Annotated in this window: 18 protein-coding genes; 5 read left to right on the top strand and 13 right to left on the bottom strand. The window is 56.0% G+C overall.

Features of this window, described 5'->3' with window-relative positions; genetic code table 11:
* Nucleotides 1–11 precede the first annotated feature (11 nt).
* Complete coding sequence (mdh, locus tag FHW04_RS17740) at nt 12–950, bottom strand: malate dehydrogenase (protein ID WP_069729029.1); 939 nt, start codon at nt 948–950, stop codon at nt 12–14.
* 431 nt (nt 951–1,381) lie between these two features.
* Here mdh and argR point away from each other — a divergent pair, with 431 nt between their 5' ends.
* From argR to yhcN (FHW04_RS17720), 4 genes are all read left to right on the top strand, one after another.
* Nucleotides 1,382–1,852, top strand: coding sequence for a transcriptional regulator ArgR (gene argR, locus FHW04_RS17735; RefSeq protein WP_031375110.1), 471 nt, complete (start codon nt 1,382–1,384; stop codon nt 1,850–1,852).
* 488 nt (nt 1,853–2,340) lie between these two features.
* Nucleotides 2,341–2,604, top strand: coding sequence for a peroxide/acid stress response protein YhcN (yhcN, locus tag FHW04_RS17730; RefSeq protein WP_031375112.1), 264 nt, complete (start codon nt 2,341–2,343; stop codon nt 2,602–2,604).
* Nucleotides 2,605–2,699: 95 nt separating this feature from the next.
* Nucleotides 2,700–2,972, top strand: a complete 273-nt coding sequence (locus FHW04_RS17725) for a YdgH/BhsA/McbA-like domain containing protein (RefSeq protein ID WP_031375113.1) — start codon at nt 2,700–2,702, stop codon at nt 2,970–2,972.
* Between the two features lie 100 nt (nt 2,973–3,072).
* Nucleotides 3,073–3,336, top strand: a complete 264-nt coding sequence (gene yhcN, locus FHW04_RS17720; RefSeq protein ID WP_031375114.1) for a peroxide/acid stress response protein YhcN — start codon at nt 3,073–3,075, stop codon at nt 3,334–3,336.
* Between the two features lie 53 nt (nt 3,337–3,389).
* Here the strand turns inward: yhcN (FHW04_RS17720) and FHW04_RS17715 are convergent, their stop codons facing one another.
* From FHW04_RS17715 to aaeX, 5 genes are all read right to left on the bottom strand, one after another.
* Complete coding sequence (locus tag FHW04_RS17715; protein WP_031375115.1) at nt 3,390–3,659, bottom strand: barstar family protein; 270 nt, start codon at nt 3,657–3,659, stop codon at nt 3,390–3,392.
* 55 nt (nt 3,660–3,714) lie between these two features.
* The gene (locus FHW04_RS17710; protein WP_046289275.1) at nt 3,715–5,166 is read right to left on the bottom strand and encodes an NAD-dependent succinate-semialdehyde dehydrogenase; all 1,452 of its coding nucleotides are present in this window, start codon (nt 5,164–5,166) and stop codon (nt 3,715–3,717) included.
* A gap of 112 nt (nt 5,167–5,278) precedes the next feature.
* Complete coding sequence (gene aaeB, locus FHW04_RS17705) at nt 5,279–7,231, bottom strand: p-hydroxybenzoic acid efflux pump subunit AaeB (protein WP_069729028.1); 1,953 nt, start codon at nt 7,229–7,231, stop codon at nt 5,279–5,281.
* 9 nt (nt 7,232–7,240) lie between these two features.
* Nucleotides 7,241–8,173, bottom strand: coding sequence for a p-hydroxybenzoic acid efflux pump subunit AaeA (aaeA, locus tag FHW04_RS17700; RefSeq protein ID WP_031375117.1), 933 nt, complete (start codon nt 8,171–8,173; stop codon nt 7,241–7,243).
* Nucleotides 8,174–8,180: 7 nt separating this feature from the next.
* Nucleotides 8,181–8,384, bottom strand: a complete 204-nt coding sequence (gene aaeX, locus FHW04_RS17695) for a p-hydroxybenzoic acid efflux pump operon protein AaeX (RefSeq protein WP_031375118.1) — start codon at nt 8,382–8,384, stop codon at nt 8,181–8,183.
* Nucleotides 8,385–8,616: 232 nt separating this feature from the next.
* Here aaeX and aaeR point away from each other — a divergent pair, with 232 nt between their 5' ends.
* Nucleotides 8,617–9,534 carry an HTH-type transcriptional activator AaeR gene (gene aaeR, locus FHW04_RS17690; RefSeq protein WP_031375119.1) on the top strand — a complete coding sequence of 306 codons (918 nt, stop codon included), beginning with the start codon at nt 8,617–8,619 and terminating at the stop codon, nt 9,532–9,534.
* 33 nt (nt 9,535–9,567) lie between these two features.
* Here aaeR and tldD read toward each other — a convergent pair whose 3' ends face one another.
* The 7 genes from tldD to mreB all read right to left on the bottom strand — a co-directional run bounded on the left by tldD (nt 9,568) and on the right by mreB (nt 19,817).
* On the bottom strand, nt 9,568–11,013 hold the full coding sequence (gene tldD, locus FHW04_RS17685) for a metalloprotease TldD (RefSeq protein ID WP_031375120.1): 1,446 nt from the start codon (nt 11,011–11,013) through the stop codon (nt 9,568–9,570).
* Between the two features lie 64 nt (nt 11,014–11,077).
* Nucleotides 11,078–14,899, bottom strand: a complete 3,822-nt coding sequence (gene yhdP / locus FHW04_RS17680) for an AsmA2 domain-containing protein YhdP (protein WP_089561904.1) — start codon at nt 14,897–14,899, stop codon at nt 11,078–11,080.
* A 157-nt stretch (nt 14,900–15,056) separates the two neighbouring features.
* Nucleotides 15,057–16,526: a ribonuclease G gene (gene rng, locus FHW04_RS17675; protein WP_046289276.1), complete on the bottom strand. Its 1,470-nt coding sequence runs from the start codon at nt 16,524–16,526 to the stop codon at nt 15,057–15,059.
* The gene (locus FHW04_RS17670) at nt 16,516–17,109 is read right to left on the bottom strand and encodes a Maf family protein (RefSeq protein ID WP_089561903.1); all 594 of its coding nucleotides are present in this window, start codon (nt 17,107–17,109) and stop codon (nt 16,516–16,518) included. Before FHW04_RS17670 ends, rng begins: the two co-directional genes overlap by 11 nt.
* A gap of 8 nt (nt 17,110–17,117) precedes the next feature.
* The gene (gene mreD / locus FHW04_RS17665; RefSeq protein WP_031375123.1) at nt 17,118–17,606 is read right to left on the bottom strand and encodes a rod shape-determining protein MreD; all 489 of its coding nucleotides are present in this window, start codon (nt 17,604–17,606) and stop codon (nt 17,118–17,120) included.
* On the bottom strand, nt 17,603–18,625 hold the full coding sequence (mreC, locus tag FHW04_RS17660; RefSeq protein WP_031375124.1) for a rod shape-determining protein MreC: 1,023 nt from the start codon (nt 18,623–18,625) through the stop codon (nt 17,603–17,605). The genes mreD and mreC overlap by 4 nt, the downstream gene beginning before the upstream one ends.
* Before the next feature lie 148 nt (nt 18,626–18,773).
* A complete protein-coding gene (gene mreB, locus FHW04_RS17655; protein ID WP_003855260.1) occupies nt 18,774–19,817 on the bottom strand; it encodes a rod shape-determining protein MreB in 1,044 nt (347 codons plus the stop codon).
* Between the last annotated feature and the right edge of the window lie 201 nt (nt 19,818–20,018).

Raw genomic sequence — 20,018 nt, 5'->3', positions numbered from 1 at the left:
TTACGCGGTGATTACTGCTTCACGAACGTTTCGCCCTGCTCAATATCTTTCTTCAGCGTCTCCAGCATACCGTTCAGCGCCTGCTGCTCGAATGGGCTCAGGCTACCAATCGATTTGCGTTCGGCAATGCCATTTTTGCCCAACAGCAGCGGCTGTGAGAAGAAACGCGCATATTCGCCGTCCCCTTCAACATAAGCACACTCCACCACGTTGGCCTCGCCGTTAAGCGCCCGCACCAGCGATAAACCGAAGCGTGCCGCAGCCTGACCCATCGACAGCGTAGCAGAACCGCCACCGGCTTTGGCCTCTACCACTTCGGTCCCGGCATTCTGGATGCGTTTAGTGAGATCAGCCACTTCCTGCTCGCTAAAGCTGACGCCTGGCACCTGCGACAACAGCGGCAGGATGGTCACGCCGGAATGGCCGCCGATAACCGGTACCTCAATCTCACCCGGTTGCTTGCCTTTTAACGCCGCGACAAAAGTATTGGCGCGAATGATATCCAGCGTGGTAACACCGAACAGCCGATTTTTGTCGTAGACGCCGTGTTTTTTCAGGACTTCAGCCGCAATCGCCACCGTGGTATTGACCGGGTTGGTGATCACGCCGATTAACGCTTTTGGCGCGGTGGTCGCCACCTGATCAATCAGGTTGCGCACAATGCCAGCGTTAACGTTGAACAGGTCGGCGCGGTCCATACCGGGCTTACGTGCCACACCGGCGGAGATCAGTACCACATCGGCACCCTGCAATGCTGGCGTGGCGTCTTCTCCACTAAATCCCTTGATAGCCACCGCAGTAGGAATATGGCTGAGATCGACGGCAACGCCCGGCGTTACCGGCGCGATGTCATACAGTGAAAGTTCTGAACCTGCGGGAAGCTGGGTTTTGAGTAGAAGTGCGAGCGCCTGGCCTATGCCGCCAGCGGCACCGAGTACGGCAACTTTCATTCTTAACTCCTTATTAAGGTGGGGCAGAGAAGAGCCGGAATTCCATCTGTGTCAGACCTTAATCAACAGCTCAGGTGATGACGCGTATCCGTTGTTAATTCTACGTATTTTCACACGTGATCTCCGGATTCAAAAGTTACATATCATCTTAATACCTGAATGACCGACAACTTTGCCGTCGGCAGACAGAGAACGGCTACGTGCGTTTTCTGTTACTACACCACCAATAATATAACAACTTTGCAACCTTCGCCTTTCGGTGCTGTGACAGGGGTTTTGGTCTGAGACGATTTCTTTGCTATTATCGCCGCCCGCTAGCCGCCCGAACCCTGCTCATCAATCAACCGATTGCATAAAAATGCATTTAAATGCATAATCACCACTCTGCCGCGGGCGGATGTGCGGTTATTCCCTCTATTTATTGGTAACCTATGCGAAACCCATCGAAACAAGACGATCTGATCAAGGCTTTCAAAGCCTTATTAAAAGAAGAAAAATTCAGTTCCCAGGGCGAAATCGTTCAGGCGCTCCAGGATGAAGGCTTCGAGAACATTAACCAGTCAAAGGTTTCTCGTATGCTGACCAAGTTTGGCGCGGTACGCACCCGCAATGCCAAGATGGAGATGGTTTACTGCTTGCCCGCCGAGCTTGGCGTGCCGACCACCACCAGCCCGTTAAAAAACCTGGTTCTCGACATCGATTACAATGATGCGCTAGTGGTGATTCATACCAGCCCAGGCGCTGCGCAGCTGATTGCGCGCCTGCTCGACTCACTGGGTAAATCGGAAGGCATCCTCGGCACCATCGCTGGCGATGACACCATCTTTATCACCCGCGCGCGCGACTTTACGGTTAAGCAGCTGCACGGGGCGATTCTTAACCTGTTTGAACAGGAACTCTGATAACAGGGTGGTTGATCGGGCCTCACGCGACCGTTCAACCGCCCTTTCTGCTCGCCCTGCCACTTACCCTGCCCTATTCTCCAGTAGATCAAACAGTTAATCCGCACTCTGTCCTGCTTTCGCCAATGCGAATATTGGTCATACCTTTTGGTCTGCTTAACCTTTTGCGGTATTTTACACTGCTTTACATCACCACTCTGGCGACATTACCCAGATCTAAATCAAAGACCAGTCTGATCGACCACGTATTTTCGCACAAAAAGATAAAGTGATTTATCTGCCTGTTTTTGCAATAAAAAACAGCGAAAAGGTCATTTTTCCGCCGTTTTTTATAACGTTGAGTTATTAAAAGTAGCCATAAGGATAAAGAATCACAAAAAAACATTATTAGCGGGGTATTAATTTCTTCCGTTATTAGTTCTATACTTCTTTTCGTGATGCAAATCACACCAACTAAAAAGATAAAAATTGACGACGAGGAAAAATACATGAACGTAAAAACTACTATCGCAACCCTGAGCATTCTCTCTGCCCTCTCTTTTGGTGCTGTAGCAGCAGAATCTGTCACCGCTGCGCAGGCGCAGGATCTGCAACCGGCGGGTACCATTAGCGTCAGCGGCGTAGCGGGCTCACCGATGGAAATTAATCAGCAGCTGAGCGAAAAAGCCGATCAGCAGGGTGCAAAAGCCTACCGCGTGATTGAGGCTTACAACAACGGTAACTATCACGCTACCGCCCGTCTGTACAACTAAGCCCAGCGCAACCCAATATCGCCAGCAGCCCACTTTTTGACGCGCGGTTATGCGCCTCGGTGGGATGAGGCAACACAGTTTCAGGAGAGTTGATCATGAAAACTACATTTGCTATTGCCGTACTCAGTCTGGCCTCCGTGTTCTCAGTCGGTGCCAGCGCAGCCAGCCTGGTCTCAAACCAGCAGGCACAGAGCCAGAATCTGCAACCGATGAACCAGACCATCAGCGTCAGCGGTCGGGACGGCGATCAGACCAATATCCGTCAGGTCCTGTCTGAGAAAGCCGATGCGCAGGGTGCCAGCCACTATCGCATCATCGAAAACAACCAGGATGACACCTATCACGTCACCGCTGAGCTGTATAAATAATTAACCGTTATGACGCCGTGAAAGGCGCATGAGAGACAAGAGTCGACGACCCGCTTCTTCTTTTCACCGCAGGTTGTTGAACGTATTGAGGAGACGAAAAATGAAAATCAAAACAACCATCGCTACAGTCAGCCTGCTTTCCGTTATGGCGTTCGGCGCATCTGCCGCACAGCTGGTAACCGGCGAGCAAGCGCAGAATCTGCAGCCTGCGGGCACCGTAACCATCAGCGGTACAGCGGGTGCCCCCATGGATTATCGCGCTGAGCTGTCTCAGAAAGCCGATGAACAGGGTGCCAGCGCCTATAAAGTGATTGAAGCGCGCACCGGTGATAACTATCACTTCACCGCTCAGCTGTATAAGTAATTCCTCGTCAGATTTATGACGAACCCTTTGGCCCCGCTCGCCGGGGCCCTTTTTCATCTGACGTTAAAATGCAGCTGGCCTTCCAGCTCCTCTTCCGCTTCATCAAATAGCAGAATCAGCGCGCCATAACGTCGTCGCTGCCCTTTCCCCAGGTTCACAAACTCAATTTCCAGCGGCATCGGCAATGATTCGCCAGTGACCACATCCCATAATCCATCCAGGTCGCAGATCCGCCGCTCCTCCAGCGCAAAGCGCTCGCTGAACTGGCGAAAGAAGTGGGCCTGATCGACGATCTCATTGAAATCAAAACGCTCGGTTTTCATGCTGACGGCTCCCATCCTCCGTCTGCGGGCGACCCGCGCCGCCCGTTCATATCCGCTAGCCCAAACCGCCCAGGTGCAGCGCTTTGACCTCCAGATACTCTTCCATGCCCAGCACTGAACCTTCGCGGCCCAGGCCAGACTCTTTCACGCCACCAAACGGCGCCAGTTCGGTCGATACGGCACATTCATTAATGCCGATCATGCCGCTTTCCAGCGCGGCAGAGACGCGGAATACCCGCTGCAAATTCTGGGTGTAGAAGTAGGCCGCCAGACCGAATGGCGTGTCGTTAGCACGGCGGATCACCTCATCTTCTTCATCAAAACGGAAGCAGGCGGCGACCGGGCCAAAGGTCTCTTCCTGCGCCAGCTGCATCTCTTCGTGCGCCTCGGTAATTACCGTCGGTTGCCAGAAGTTGCCGCCCAGCGCGTGGCGTTCACCGCCTGCCAGCAGTTTACCGCCTTTGGCGACCGCGTCCTGCACGTGCTGCTCCACTTTTTCCAGCGCAGAGGCTTCAATCAGCGGCCCGACGATCACCCCTTCGTCCATGCCGTTGCCGACTTTCAGCTTGTTCACTTCCTCTGCCAGCTGGCGGGTAAAACGGTCATAGATGGCGTTATGAATGTAGAAGCGGTTAACGCTGACGCAGACCTGGCCAGCATTTCGGAATTTGTTAGCGATGGCGCCCTGCACCGCCGCATCGATGTCCGCATCCTCGAACACGATATAAGGCGCGTTGCCTCCCAGCTCCATTGAAACCTTTTTCATGGTTTCTGCGGCATTGCGCATCAGCAGCTTGCCGACCGCTGTCGAACCAGTGAACGAGATTTTACGCACGGCTTTACTGGCCATGATGGCGTCGCTGATAGCATGCGTATCACCTGCCACCGCGTTGAGCACCCCATCCGGCACGCCCGCCTGTTTCGCCAGCGCCAGCAGTGCGAAGGCCGAGAGCGGCGTATTATTCGCCGGTTTGATGATGCCGGTACAACCCGCTGCCAGCGCCGGACCCAGCTTGCGGGTCAGCATCGCCATCGGGAAATTCCACGGCGTGATAGCGGCGACGACGCCAATCGGTTCACGCGTTGCCAGGATACGGGAACCCGGTTTGGCTGGTGGGATAATTTCCCCGTTGGCGCGTTTTGCCTGTTCAGCAAACCACTGGATAAAGCTGGCGGCATACTCGACTTCGCCTTCCGCCTCTTTCAGCGGCTTGCCCTGCTCGGCAGTCATCAGCTGGCCCAGCCAGCGTTTGTTCTCAATCATCAGCTGATACCAGCGATAAAGGATCTCAGCGCGCGCTTTGGCCGTCCGGGCACGCCAGCCGGGGAATGCCCGTTCGGCGGCAGCAATCGCCTGTTCGGTTTCTGCTTTGCCCGCTTTAGCGACCTGCGCGATCACCTCGCCGGTGGCGGGATTGGTGACGTCAAAAGTGGTGGAGGTGCGATGCCATTGACCATCGGCTAAATAGCCAGTCTGGAATAGTTCGCTTGATTGCAGTGATGTCATTGATTCGCTCCTGTCATTTTATCCTTCCGTCCGAAGAGTATAGTTGGCAAAAGCGACAGGTTTTGTGACGGGATGGCATTGAGCAGGCCGCTGCGGCGGGCAGCGGCCGGTTTCAGATTTGGATGAGGGTGTTCTGATACTTGTTCAGCATGGTCGCCAGCCGTTTTACCGGTTCGGTGACGCTAATCGGCGCGTCGTAATGCACCAGTTTTTCCTGATATACCTCCAGCTCCTGCAGCAGACGCTCGAAATAGTGGCGGCGCTTGTCGTCACTGCTGGCGGAGATCACCCGATCGGCGGTGTAGCGCAGTTGCCGGTGGTAGGCTGACAAATCATCATTCACCGGTATTTCCGCATTGCGTAACCGCTGATGTCCAATAATCAGCGTCAGCGCGATACGGTATTTGTCGATATCGCCGGGGAACAGATTCAGCAGCAGAAACAGTTGCTGATAGAGCGCCGGCAGATGGTTTTCACGGCGGCGCGCCTGATTGGTGGTCATCGCCGACACCGCAGCATACATAAAGCGGTTAAGCAGTTTGCGGCCGGTACGCGCTTTAGATTTATCGCGGATCAGCAGGATCACCATCATTGCCACGAAGCAGCCAATCACCTGGCCGAGCACATTATCGAGGAAGACGTTAAATTCGAACTTCATCGGATTATCCAGCACCAGCACGTTGATGGTACCGATTAACGCACCCAGGGTGCCAAGCTGCCGTCGCTGAATGAAGATCCCGCCAACAAAGCCCAGCAGGCCGATAGCGATACAGAGCAGCAGCGCGCTCTGCTGAGTATTGGGCAGCACATAGATGAAGTAGAGTGCACCGAGCGGCACCGCCACCGTCATGCCGTAGAGGAAATCTTTCGCCATCATCAGCGGATTCGGCATGCGCATCGCCAGCGCGGTAATCACTGCCAGCATCACCATGCAGCCGCTGCCGGAAGTCCAGCCGGTGTATAACCAGAACAGCGATCCCAGCGCGGTAGCCACAAAGGTGCGGATGCCGTTGATCATCGCATGATGGGTCTCAGCCGATCGCGCCTGAATCAGCACCTCACGCTGCAGGATTTCCTCCTCCAGCGGGGTGATACGGCTGTTACTTTTAATGCCGTTACGCAGCAACAGATATTCTGTCGCCGCACCGACCCAGCTCACCAGCGTAACCGGCGTGGTTTTGCCGCTGGCGCCAATCACCCGCCGCATCACCTTCATCCGCTTATGAACCTCGTCAGCTGTTGTGGCCTCTTTTTCAATCAGCAAACGGTACTGCGGTGGAATGTAGTCAGGTCGTGAGTTCTGGATCAGAAAGGTTTCTGCCGCCTGAGTAATCAGGGTCAGAGAGAGGGTGTTGAGCATCTGCAAACGACGGTTGCTGTTCTGCCAGCGCGAAGATTCCATCATCAGCTGGCTGCGCATGCTGTTTAACGCCGTGGTACGCCGTACCAGCGCGCTCCAGGCTTTATCGACTTCCTCTTTATCGCCGTGCGCCACGCACAGTTGCAGCAGCTGATAATGCGCCACCAGCAGGGAATCCACTTCAGCGTCGATCACTTTTTTAATCGAGCGCGGCGAGAAGATCATATCCGCCAGAATGGCGCACAGAATCCCGAGCACGATCTCACTGCAACGCTCTACCGCGTACTGCGGTGCCAGCGTCAGGCCACCGCTGGCGTCTGCGGTGACCACGATAATCAGCGCGGTGTAGCCCGCCAGCCCCAGCGCGTAGGAGTTTTCAACTTTGATCAGCGAAGAGAGCCAGACGCAAAGCCCGGCCCAGATGCAGCAGAGCAGCAGCATCACCACCGGCGCGCGCACCGTGGCAATCATGATGGTCAGCGCGGCGATACAGCCGATGAAGGTCCCGATAATACGCAGAATGCCGCGATAACGCAGTGCGCCTGAATAGGGATCACCACCGGCTGCGAAGGCGGTACCGCCGGCCACAATGCCCGCGGTCATCACCGCCCAGCGGGGCGTTTCAAGATTAAGGTGAAAGCCAATCATCAGCGCTGCAACCAGCGCGAAGGTCAGCTTCACCGGGAAACGCAAAAACTCGATCATATCGCCCTCTTAACCAAACTCACGCAGGCGATTGAACAGTCGGGTCATTGGCGAAACCTGCTCCGGCTGGCGATCGGCCTGACCGGTGATGACCACCGTTGCCGTCGTGCCTGCCGGGAAGCGGTTGCCTGGCTGTTGATCAAGACGAATACGTACCGGCACACGCTGCGCCAGACGGACCCACTCCAGATTAGAATCGATGGTTGCCATGCCTTTGCTGTCGACCGAGCTGCTGCTGTTGGTGACGCCGGCAGCCACGCTGTCTACCGTACCGCGCAGCACTACATTACTGCCAAGCGGCGTCACTTCAGCGCGGAAGCCGCGTTCAACGCCGTGCAGTTTGGTCTCTTCCAGGTAGGCCAGCACGTAGAAGGAGTGCTGCTGAACCAGCGCCACCGCCACCGAGCCGCGGGTGATGAACTCCCCTTCGTAGACATTCAGGTTCGTCACCCAGCCATCGGACGGCGCTTTCACGGTGGTGCGTTCCAGATCGATCTTCGCCAGATCGCGGGTCGCCACCGATTTCGCCAGCTGATGTTCGCTGGTTTGCAGATCGTTGTTAGCCTGGTCGATCGCTTCGCGTGACATGGCCGAGGTGCCCAGCTGGTTACGACGTCCCGCTTCACGGCGTTTCTCGCTGACCAGCGCCTGGTAATACTCGACATCAGCCTGTGCCTGATCCAGCGCTTTCTGGTAGCGCGGCCGATCGACCACAAACAGGGTATCGCCCTTCTTCACCAGCTGGTTGTCGTGAACCGGGACGTCGGTAATCAGACCGGTGACATCGGGTGAGATGGCGACGACATCGGCAGCGAATTTTGCGTCACGGGTCCAGGGCGATTCGGTATAAAACACCCAGGCACGGAAAATAATCACCACAGCAATGATGACCAGCAGGATCGTAATCGCGTAACGCGCGATTTTTCTTATGAGTGCTTTCACTTAAACCTCAGACAAATAAACGGGATACAAGGTAAAACACACAGCAGTAAAGTGCTGTATTAAAAAGTGCCGGATGCCAGACAAGATCATAAATACCGCTCGGCGTCAGCACGCGTTTCACTAACCAGAACAGCATTAGCGAGATAATTAATTCGATGAAAACGGGCGGAAAAGAGAGCCCAAACATGACAAATACCGGAAGCACACTCATCAGAAATCCTTAGTTCGACCTTGCCGGAAGACTCCTTTGCCTCGTCAGATGCCGCAGGAAAACCCACTGGCTGCTCTATCCGAACCCCAGCTGGCTTAATAATAGCGTATCATCGAAGGGCATCAGGCAATGAAGAATCACCGGGAGATACCCCGGCGCGCTTATAGTAACGCGCCTGACTATAAGTTTTCTACAGAATGTGATCTAAATCACTTTTAAGCCAGAGTAAATAATGGAACGACTGAAGGGCATGTCCATTTTCGCCAAAGTGGTTGAACTGGGTTCATTTACCGCTGCCGCGCGCCAGCTTCATCTGAGCGTCTCTTCTATCAGCCAGATAGTGGCAAAACTGGAAGATGAGCTGCAGGTTAAACTGCTTAATCGCAGTACTCGCAGCATCGGCCTGACCGAAGCGGGTAAAATTTATTATCAGGGCTGTCGTCGCATGCTGGCCGAAGCCACTCAGGTGCACGAGCAGCTTTATGCCTTTAACAACACGCCGATTGGCGTGCTGCGTATTGGCAGCTCCTCGACCATGGCGCAGAACGTGCTGGCCGGTATGACCAGCGATATGCTGCGTGAGTATCCGGGACTGAGCGTTAATCTGGTCACCGGCATTCCGGCCCCGGACCTGATCGCCGATGGTCTGGACCTGGTGATTCGGGTCGGAGCGTTAAAAGATTCCAGCCTGTTTTCGCGGCGCCTTGGGGCAATGCCGATGGTGGTGTGCGCAGCTAAGAGTTATCTGGCGCAGCACGGCACGCCGGAAAAACCGGGGGATATCGATAATTTTGCCTGGCTGGAATACAGCGTACGTCCCGATAATAACTTTGAGCTGATTGCGCCTGAAGGTCTGGTGACGCGACTGGCGCCGCAGGGACGGTTTGTCACCAATGATTCCCTGACCCTGATTCGCTGGCTGAAGGCGGGTAACGGCATCGCTTATGTGCCGATGATGTGGGTTATTGATGAGATCAACGCCGGTGAGATCGATATTCTGTTTCCGCAGTATCAATCCGAGCCCCGTCCGGTCTATGCGCTCTATACCGAAAAGGATAAGTTGCCGCTTAAGGTGCAGGTCTGTATCGACTATCTGACCGGCTATTTCCAGCAGGTGGCGGAACAGTATCAACAGCAGCGTAAAAGCTAACAACCCGCCTGCCGGCGGGTTGTTAACAGACTATCAGGCGGTGCCGCCAATCGTCAGTTTATCCAGCTTCAGAGTGGGCTGACCGACGCCAACCGGCACGCTCTGGCCTTCCTTGCCGCAAACGCCAACGCCTTTATCCAGCGCCAGATCATTACCCACCATTGAGATTTGCTGCATCGCTTCAATGCCGGAACCAATCAGCGTCGCCCCTTTCACCGGTTTGGTGATTTTGCCCTTTTCAATCAGATACGCTTCTGAGGTTGAGAAGACAAACTTGCCTGAGGTGATGTCCACCTGGCCGCCACCAAAGTTGGGCGCATACAGACCATATTCAACGCTTTCGATGATCTCCTGCGGCGTCGACTTACCGGCCAGCATGTAGGTGTTGGTCATGCGCGGCATCGGCAGGTGGGCGTAAGATTCACGACGACCGTTACCGGTAGGACTGACGCCCATCAGGCGCGCATTGAGTTTATCCTGCATGTAGCCTTTGAGTACGCCGTTCTCAATCAGCATATTGTACTGACCCGGAACGCCTTCATCATCGACCGCCAGTGAACCGCGCAGTCCTTCAATGGTACCGTCATCAACCACGGTACAGAGTTCTGACGCCACCAGCTGGCCCATCTTGCCGCTGAATACCGAGGTGCCACGACGGTTGAAGTCGCCTTCCAGTCCGTGTCCGACGGCTTCATGCAGCAGGACACCCGGCCAGCCTGCGCCCAGCACCACCGGCAAGGTACCGGCAGGTGCCGCCACAGCAGAGAGGTTAACCAGCGCCATCCGCACCGCTTCACGCGCCCAGGCATCAGCCCGCACATCGCCATTTTCATCGGCGAGGAAAAATTCATAACCGGTACGTGCACCGCCGCCGCTTGAGCCGCGTTCACGTTTACCCTGATCTTCAACCTGCACACTGATCGAGAGACGCACCAGCGGACGAACATCGGCTGCCAGCGTGCCATCAGTCGCGGCGACCAGCACCTGCTCGTACACACCGCTCAGGCTGGCGTTGACCTCCTGCACCCGCGGGTCGGCAGCGCGGGCCACCTGATCGACACGGTGCAATAGGGCAATTTTATCTTCACGCGTCAGACTGCTGAGCGGATCAACGGTGGAATAGAGCGAGCGGTTCATCACCGCGGAAAGGGTATGCGCCTTACCGTTGCCCTGTTCGCGAACAATGCTGCGCGCCGCTTCCGATGACAGACGCAGCGCATTCAGCGTGATCTGATCGGCGTAGGCAAAGCCGGTTTTCTCACCGCTGACGGCGCGCACGCCGACGCCCTGGTCAATATGGTAAGAGCCATCTTTAATAATTTTGTCTTCCAGCACCCAGGATTCGTGGAAACTGGACTGAAAATAGAGATCGGCATAATCCAGACGACGTTCTGAAAGCTGCCCTAACAGGGAAAAAAGGTCCTGCTGATTAATGCCGTTAGCAGTTAGTAACTGCTCACTTACCAGGTTCAGAGTCATCGTTTCTCACTCATTATGTGCTCGGATAATCATAGCCTGCGGTAATTCCGGTACCGCGTCAAATTCACTTGTTGTCAGTTTCACGCGGTTTACGCAGTACTTCATTGATTTCCGGTTTATCCAGCGGGCCACTGATGTGATAACGCAGCAGCGATATCCGGTTCCATACCGGTCCCAGAACTTTACTGGCGGCAAACACCGCCGCGCCAATCACCGGATTAACCACGAACGCCGCCGCGACACCGACCGAGGCAGAAATTTCCGGGGTGATGACGGCTTCCATATCGATCCGACGCTTAACCAGGTCCATATTGCCCTGCATGGCGATGTCCGCTTCCAGTCCATCGACCTGCAGGTTATCGGTGCGCATCACGCCATTTTCGATCCAGGCGGTACCGTTAATCGAATCAAAATAGAAGCCATCGTTAAAGGTGTCACTGAAATCGAAGCGCAGTTTGCGCAGCAGCGCGTCGAAGCTGAACAGACGCAGGATTTGTCCGGCGGTACCGGTGTTCACATCCGCAATCTGGCCTTTGCCAAAGTGGGTTTTCAGGGTGCCGCTCAGGGTTTCGGCTGACGGCTGCCACGGTGCCGCACGCCAGTGCAAATCGTAATCGATATTGAACGGCGCATCGCGCAGCGGGGTATTCACGCCAAACCAGTTGGTGGCGTTATTGATATTAGGCCCTTTCAGCGTGCCTTTCAGTGAGGTGCGCGGGTCATCGTGACGGTTAACCCATTCACCCTTAATTTTCAGCTGCGAGCTGCCGGTATCTACCGTGCCGTTAGTCAGTGCTAACGTATCGCCTTTCGGTTGCAGCGTCGCCGCGACCCGTCCATATTTCTGTCCCAGCACCCAGCACTCCGCGCAGCGCAACTGCAAGGCTGGCCAGCCGCTGAAATTAATCTGGCTGGCTTGCTGAGAGCTGGCGTTGCCGCCCTGCTGTGCCTCATGGTCCCATTGCGGATTGTAATAGAGGTAATCCAGCCCGATCTGCCACGGCGCCTTCGCGGCTATTTCCAGCTTACCGCGTATTTCCTCGGCGTTAATGCTGACCTGCGCATTGCCACCGGCCGTTTCTGCCAGCGTCGCGTCTACCGCATGCCACTGCTGCCCCGCCAGCGTTACCGCCGGGCTGCGCAGTGTGAGGTTGCCCGGCAGCGTCACGCCGCCCAGCTGACGTTCTCCGCCGCTGCCGCCAGCGCTACCACTTCCGCCAGCCATCATCGCTACCCAGGCTTCGCCATCCAGCGGTGGCAGATTAAGCACCATACCGGCATGATCGGGAAGCGCCGGCGTTTTCGCTGCGTCATTCAGCCAGATGCCGCGATCAACGCGTAAGGTCGGCTCCAGCAGCCAGCGGCTGTTAAACCGATGGCGTGTCGCCACGCTGCCACTGAGATCGAAATGCTGCAGGTCGCCGCTGGCTTTGATAGCAATCGGCATCACCTCACCGGCCTTTTTATCCAGCGGTGAAGGTAAGCGACTGCTCACTTCTTTGCCATCGCCGTTCAGCTCTACTTCGTACCGCGCGCCGCCGCGATGCGGCAGCGTGATATCCACGTCGCCCTGCCACGGCAGATGTCCAGCGAGCTGGCGGCTTACGGCGGCAGGAATCTGGCTGATTTTAGCCGGTTGCCAGTCCCCCAGCAGTTTCACCTTAACGCCAAAATCATCCGGGTTCTCTTTGGTGCTGAAACTGACGCCCAGCGGCTGACCGAACCACCGCGCCTGCATCTCTTCACTCTCCAGATTACCGTTGTTGTAACGGAAACGACCGGTAAGGTTGGTCAGAGTGGTTTTTAGCGGCTTGATAAACAGCGCGTTATTGTTCATGACCACGTTACCGCTGGCGTGGACCTGCTGACCATCAAGCGGGATATCGAGATTCAGGTGGCCCCGGGTGGTGCCTTTAATTTCCAGCTGCTCCAGTGCTGCGCCGAGTGACGCTTTCAGCGGCGTCTGCTGGAAGTAATCGGCGATTTGTTTCCCTTCTCCGCTGATGTCGCCATCAATAATCAGCTTCTCTTTCAGGTAGTCCGGGATAACGGCGCTAACCTTACGCGCCTCAACGTCGCCAAGGCGAGCGGTCGGGGCGTTCATCCATAAGCCATCGTTCAGGAAGTTAAGATCGATATCCAGATTGCTGAGCGCCGGCCATTTGGGCTGGAAGGCATAGGTCGCCTGGCGCAGCGGAACCCAGACCTGGAACATACCGTCGTTGTGCTTGAACGGGAATAGCGCCGGGTTACCGGCAAACAGCAGCGTGGCGTTATCCACTTTACCGCCCTTCACCGCTCCGCTCAGATAATGCGTCAGCCCGTTGCCCATCAATGGCACCGGGAAATAGCGCCAGGCATCGCCCGCATCGGTTATCCGGATACCAGCAAGAATGTCCAGCCGCGGCTCGCCTCCGCTGTTTTGCTGATAGCTGAAGTCACCCCGCGCCCACAGCGAGCGCGCCTGCAGATCGAGGTTTTCGCCCGTCAACGTCAGGCCATGTTCATCGCGCTGCCAGCGCACGGCACCGGTAACCTGTTTAATCTCGAGCGGAGCCTGGAAAACATCGCCATAAGGTACGGTCGCCGCGCCCATATCAACGCTGACCTGGCCATGATTCAGGCTGCCACGCGCTTCGCCGCTTAAGTGACTGATGCCAGGCAGGAGCTTCCAGTGCTGCCAGCTGAAGTCGCGCCATTTCACCTGCAGACGGGTCTGGTCAGGCTGCTGTAACGGAATATCCAGGGCGAGGCCATCAATGGTGCCCTGCGGCCGCAGCGTACGCCAGTTCTCAAACAGCGCTGGCGACAGCGGCGCAAACAGCGGCACGATCGGTGCAATATGATCCAGCGCCAGTTGGGTGGCGCGTACCCGCACTTCAGGCTGACCATTGGCACCCAGCATCTGCTTATCTTCCGGTCGCCATAACAGCGAGAAGTGACCGGCCGGCCACGGATTGCCATCGGTGCTGAGGCGGGTTTGTGGCACATTCACCACCCAGCCGTTCTGGAAGCGCGACAGGTGCGCCGTCAGGCCGTCCACCTGCAGCGTATGCTGGCCCGTTTCGCCCTGCCAGCTGGCACCGCCGCGGCTCAGCAGCAGGTCACCGGCATAAATATCGCCGTCGCGCAGGTTAACCCAGGCAGCCAGGCTAAAACGGGCGCTGTCCAGCCGGGTATTATCCCGCATCCAGCGGCCCAGCCACGGACGCATATCCACGTCATCGGCCTGCATCCAGATGCGGCCATCATTCAGCAGGCCGTTGCTGTCATTAAGATCGAGCCGTACCTGAACCACGCCGTGCTGGCCGGTAAAGCTCGACAGGCTGACTTCACCTTCTGCCCGATGGCGGGTTTTCTCATTCAGCCAGGTGAGTCGCGGAATAGCCAGCTCGGCATGCTGCCCGGAAGGGGTACGAAAACGAATGGTGCTGTCACGCAGGTCGAAGTGGTCAAACTGGCGCAGGAACAGTTCATTGATTTGCGCCGGCCGGAAGCTGTTCTTCTCTTTGTCGCTGTCCAGCAGCGGGCGGTTGCTGTCGAGATGCAGCTGCCAGAAAGTGAGGTCGCGGAATTGCCAGCGCCAGTGCAGCAGGGATTGCCAGACGTCGAGCGCCAGATTGATGCGGGCGATGGTCAGCTTGCCGTTTTCCTGCAGATCGACGCTGAGATCCCGGACCTGCAGAGTGGGGCCAAAATTCTCCCACTTTCCCTGCAGCTTACTGGCGTGAACCGGCACGCCGGTGCGATCCGAGACGAATTGCAGAAGGTTATTACGATAGCTGTCGAGATGCGGCATCACCAGACGCAGCCCGCTGACCAGCAGCGCGACAATCACGATGATCGCGGCGACCAGCAGTAACAAGATCCTCGGCAACTGCCTCACTCACATCTCTCCTTGCCTTCCGTAAACGACGGATAGTTAGTTCTGTTACCCGGCCGTCTTCAGACAACTGCGCCGGAAAGACGCATGTTATCCCAGACAAGGGCGATTTTTTAGCCCGACGATTTGAGCAAAGCCGGTCGGGCTGACGGGTCTGATATTACATCATCACCACGTCAAACTGCTCCTGGGTATAGAGCGCTTCAACGTGGACTTTGACCTGTTTGCCGACAAAGATTTCGACCTCTGCCAGCGCATGAGACTCATCGGTTTTCAGCGCTTCGCCGACGGTCGGCGAGACGTAGACCAGGAAGCGGTCAGCATCATAGGCATGATGTACCCGCACAATCTCACGCATGATTTCATAACAGACCGTTTCAACCGTCTTCAGCGTGCCGCGTCCTTTACACACCGGACAATCCTCACACAGCACGTGCTCAATACTTTCACGCGTCCGTTTGCGCGTCATCTCCACCAGGCCCAGCGCCGAGAAACCACTGATGCCGGTCTTCACCCGATCTTTGCTGAGGGCGGTCTCCAGCGAGTGCAGCACCCGACGGCGATGCTCTTCGTTACTCATGTCGATGAAGTCGATAATGATGATGCCGCCAAGATTACGCAGTCGCAGCTGACGCGCTATCGCCTGAGTGGCTTCAACATTGGTATTAAAAATTGTCTCATCAAGATTGCGATGGCCGACAAAGGCACCGGTGTTGATGTCGATGGTGGTCATCGCTTCGGTTTGATCGATGATCAGGTATCCGCCAGACTTTAGTTCAACTTTGCGATCCAGCGAGCGCTGAATCTCATTTTCTACATCAAACAGATCGAATATCGGCTGTTTGCCATTGTAGAGCTCCAGCTTACCGGCCATTTCCGGAATATATTCACTGGTAAACTCCACCAGCATATCGCAGGTCAGACGCGAATCGACCCGGATGCGGTCCAGCGCTGCGCCGGCGAAATCGCGCAAAATACGCTGGGCTAAGGCCAGCTCACCGTAGAGCAGACAGCGGGTCTGGTTGCGCTTTTTGCGCTCGCTGACTTTGGTCCACAGACGCTTGAGAAACGCCGCGTCCTGCGCCAGCTCCTCTTCGCCGATGCCTTCTGCGGCGGTGCGGATAATAAAACCGCCCAGATGATCGCAATAGTCGGCGACCACCGCCTTAAGACGTTCGCGCTCTTTTTCACTGTCGATACGCTGAGAGACGCCCACGTGCGACGCGCCTGGCATAAACACCAGATAGCGCGACGGCAGTGTAATATCAGTGGTGAGGCGTGCACCTTTAGTGCCCAGCGGATCTTTCACCACCTGCACCACCAGATCCTGCCCCTGACGCACCAGCTCAGCGATATCGCGTACGATGAAGTTTTTCTTTTCATCACCCGCCACACATTCGGTGTGCGGCATGATGTCTGAGGCGTGCAAAAACGCGGCTTTATCCAGACCAATATCGACGAACGCGGCCTGCATGCCCGGCAGCACCCGGCTCACCCGGCCTTTATAGATATTACCGACGATACCGCGTCGGGCTTCGCGCTCAATGTGGATTTCCTGCAGTATGCCACCATCAATATAGGCAACACGCGTTTCAGAAGGCGTGACGTTAACCAGTAATTCAGCCGTCATGTTGACCCCTTACGGCACGCAGTGACTGAAAATGGCTGAGCAACTCTTCGGTCTCAACCAAAGGCAGTCCAACCACCGCGTGGTAGCTCCCATTAATTTTGCGGACAAAGTTCCCGCCCCTGCCCTGAATGCCGTATGCGCCGGCTTTATCCATCGGCTCACCGGTTGCAATATAGTCGGTGATATCGGAGGCGGTTAAGGTGCGAAATGTCACATCGGTGGTAACCACGCAATCCAGCGCCTGATGACGATCGGCCAGTGCCACTGCGGTCATCACCTGATGAGTCTGCCCGGAGAGCTTATGCAGCATTTCGGCCGCATGGACCGCATCGTGCGGCTTTTCCAGTACTTCACCGTTCAGCACGACGATCGTATCGGCACCCAGCACCGGCAGATCCTGCGCGGCCAGCCGGACGCCCGCCTGCGCTTTGTCATTGGCCAGGCGACGAACATAGTGTTCAGCCACTTCATTTGGCTGCCGCTGTTCTTCAACGTCAGTCACGATGCGCTCGAAGGTCAGGCCAAGCTGCGTTAACAGCTCACGCCGACGCGGTGAACCGGAAGCAAGATAAAGGGTTACCATAAATTTCCTTATTGAACAGCAAACTGACGACGAATCTTTCTCATGAGTAAGAATAGCCATGGCCAGAGGATACCGTCGACGACACTGCTCCAGAAAATTTCAGGTCGGAATGAAACGTTGATAACCAGGAATTCCGCCCAGAAGACAATCACATCCATAGCCAGAGACAGCACCATAACCATTAACGCTTGCTGCCACAACGCTAAGTTGCGGAATAACTGGAACTTAAAGGCGATCAGGTAGGCGATGATGCTGAGCGCCAGCGCACGCACTCCGAGGGTGGAGCCGGCGATCAGATCCATAATGGCGCCCATCAGGAAGCCGCTGCCGACGTTTACCCGATGCGGCAGGGCGAGCACCCAATAGATGAGGATCAGTAATAACCATGAGGGCCGGAACATATAAATCTGATCCGGCCACGGCATGATTTGCAGGACCAGCGCAACCAGGAAAGAGAGCCAGATGACCCAACGTCCCTGGCTGCGATATCGACTCAAGGCTGACCTCCGCGTGAACGCGAAGTACTGCCCTGTCCGGCACTGCTGCCGTTCGCCGGTGCCGGCGGACCCATCTGGGCGGCTGGCGCTGGCGGTCCCATTTCTCCAGCTGGCGGCAGAACCTGCGGCATCATTTGCATCAGTCGTTCGTTGGCGACGCGATGCACTTCATCCTGCGGCAGCGGCATATCGCCATTGCGGTCGGCGCCCCACAGCAGCAGCAGATAGCGCAGACGCTGCAGGCCGGCGGTCGGATGTGCCTGAATCACGGTATAAGCGCGTTGGGTATCGACTTTAACCGAGGAAACCACACCCACCGGATAACCTTCCGGGAAGCGGCCGCCAATACCGGAAGTCACCAGCACGTCACCGACCCGGATATCAGTATTACCCGGCAGATGCTCAAGCTGGAGATCTTCGGTACAGCCATTACCGGCGGCAATGACGCGAATGTCATTACGCAATACCTGGATCGGCAGCGCGTGCGATGCATCGCAAATCAGCAATACGCGGCTGGTCAGTTGACTGACCGCAATCACCTGTCCGACCACCCCTTTATCACTGATGACCGGCTGACCTTCATAGACACCGTTAACGCTGCCTTTGTCGATCACCACCTGGTCGGTATAAGGGTCAGTGCCGGTCGAGATGACCTGCGTTACCATCTTTTGCTCATCCTGACGCAGCGGTGAACCCAGCAGTTCACGCAGGCGTGCGTTTTCCTGCTTGTATTGCCCCAGCATTAGCAGGTTACTGTTTTTCAGGAAGAGCTCGCGACGTAAGGCTTTGTTTTCCTGCTCAAGCTGCTGACGTGACGCCAGCGACTCCGACACGCCATCCAGAATCTGGCGCGGCCCATTGGCCAGGAAGTAAAACGGACTGACCGACGTATCCAGATAGTTGCGTATTTGGGTAAAAGAACCCACACGGCTGTCAGCAATGATAATGGCAATCGCCACGATGACGGCCAGGAAAAGACGCAACTGCAGGGATGGTCCCCTGCTAAAAATCGGCTTCATATAATCTGCGTGATCCTCGACGACAGGTAAGGAAACCCGGTATGACACCGCGCTTCCCTGAGCTGGACGCATTGCACCGGCGCATAGTGCGCCGGTTGACACGCGACTCCCTGCGCATCGTCATGACGTTCTCAGCCGGTTGAGGCAATTATTCTTCGCTGAACAAATCGCCGCCATGCATGTCGATCATTTCCAACGCCTTGCCACCACCGCGTGCCACACAGGTCAGCGGATCTTCAGCGACAACCACCGGAATGCCGGTCTCTTCCATCAGCAGACGATCCAGATTACGCAACAGCGCACCACCGCCGGTCAGCACCATGCCGCGCTCGGAGATATCCGACGCCAGCTCTGGCGGACACTGTTCCAGGGCGACCATCACCGCGCTAACGATGCCGGTTAACGGCTCCTGCAGCGCTTCGAGAATTTCATTGGAGTTCAGCGTAAAGCCGCGCGGTACACCTTCAGCCAGGTTACGGCCACGAACTTCAATTTCGCGAACTTCATCGCCCGGATAGGCTGAGCCGATCTCATGCTTGATACGTTCTGCGGTAGCTTCACCAATCAGTGAACCGTAGTTACGACGCACATAATTAATAATAGCTTCATCGAAACGGTCACCACCAATACGCACCGACGAGGAGTACACCACGCCGTTCAGCGAGATCACCGCCACTTCTGTGGTACCGCCACCGATATCGACTACCATTGAACCGGTCGCTTCTGATACCGGCAGGCCAGCGCCAATCGCCGCAGCCATTGGCTCTTCAATCAGGAAGACTTCACGTGCGCCAGCACCCTGAGCAGACTCACGGATGGCGCGACGTTCTACCTGCGTTGCCCCGACGGGTACGCAGACCAGCACGCGCGGGCTGGGACGCATGAAACTGTTGCTGTGAACTTGTTTGATGAAGTGCTGCAGCATCTTTTCGGTGACGAAAAAGTCAGCGATTACGCCATCTTTCATCGGGCGAATAGCTGCGATATTGCCTGGCGTTCGGCCAAGCATCTGTTTTGCGTCATGACCAACGGCCGCGACACTTTTCGGTGAACCGGCACGATCCTGGCGAATAGCGACCACGGAAGGCTCGTTCAGCACGATGCCTTGTCCTTTCACATAAATCAGGGTATTCGCGGTACCCAGGTCAATGGACAAGTCATTGGAAAACATGCCACGAAATTTTTTAAACATACTAAGGGATAATCCTGCAAGCTGGGGGCGGAAAATAAAATCCGCTTACTTTACCAACCACACGAAGCTGCCACAAGGCGCAAAAACGTTCTGCTTCGGTGAAAAAAGACGCCAAATTGCGTTTAAGTCATCGGAACCGGCCATCATTGACAGCGGAATGGCGATAAGACGCCATCGGTGCCGGTTTTTATCGCCTTTCAG

The sequence above is a fragment of the Pantoea sp. AN62 genome (assembly GCF_050432985.1).
Classification (GTDB): Bacteria; Pseudomonadota; Gammaproteobacteria; order Enterobacterales; family Enterobacteriaceae; genus Pantoea; species Pantoea brenneri.
This window is presented reverse-complemented; position numbering and strand designations above follow the sequence as displayed.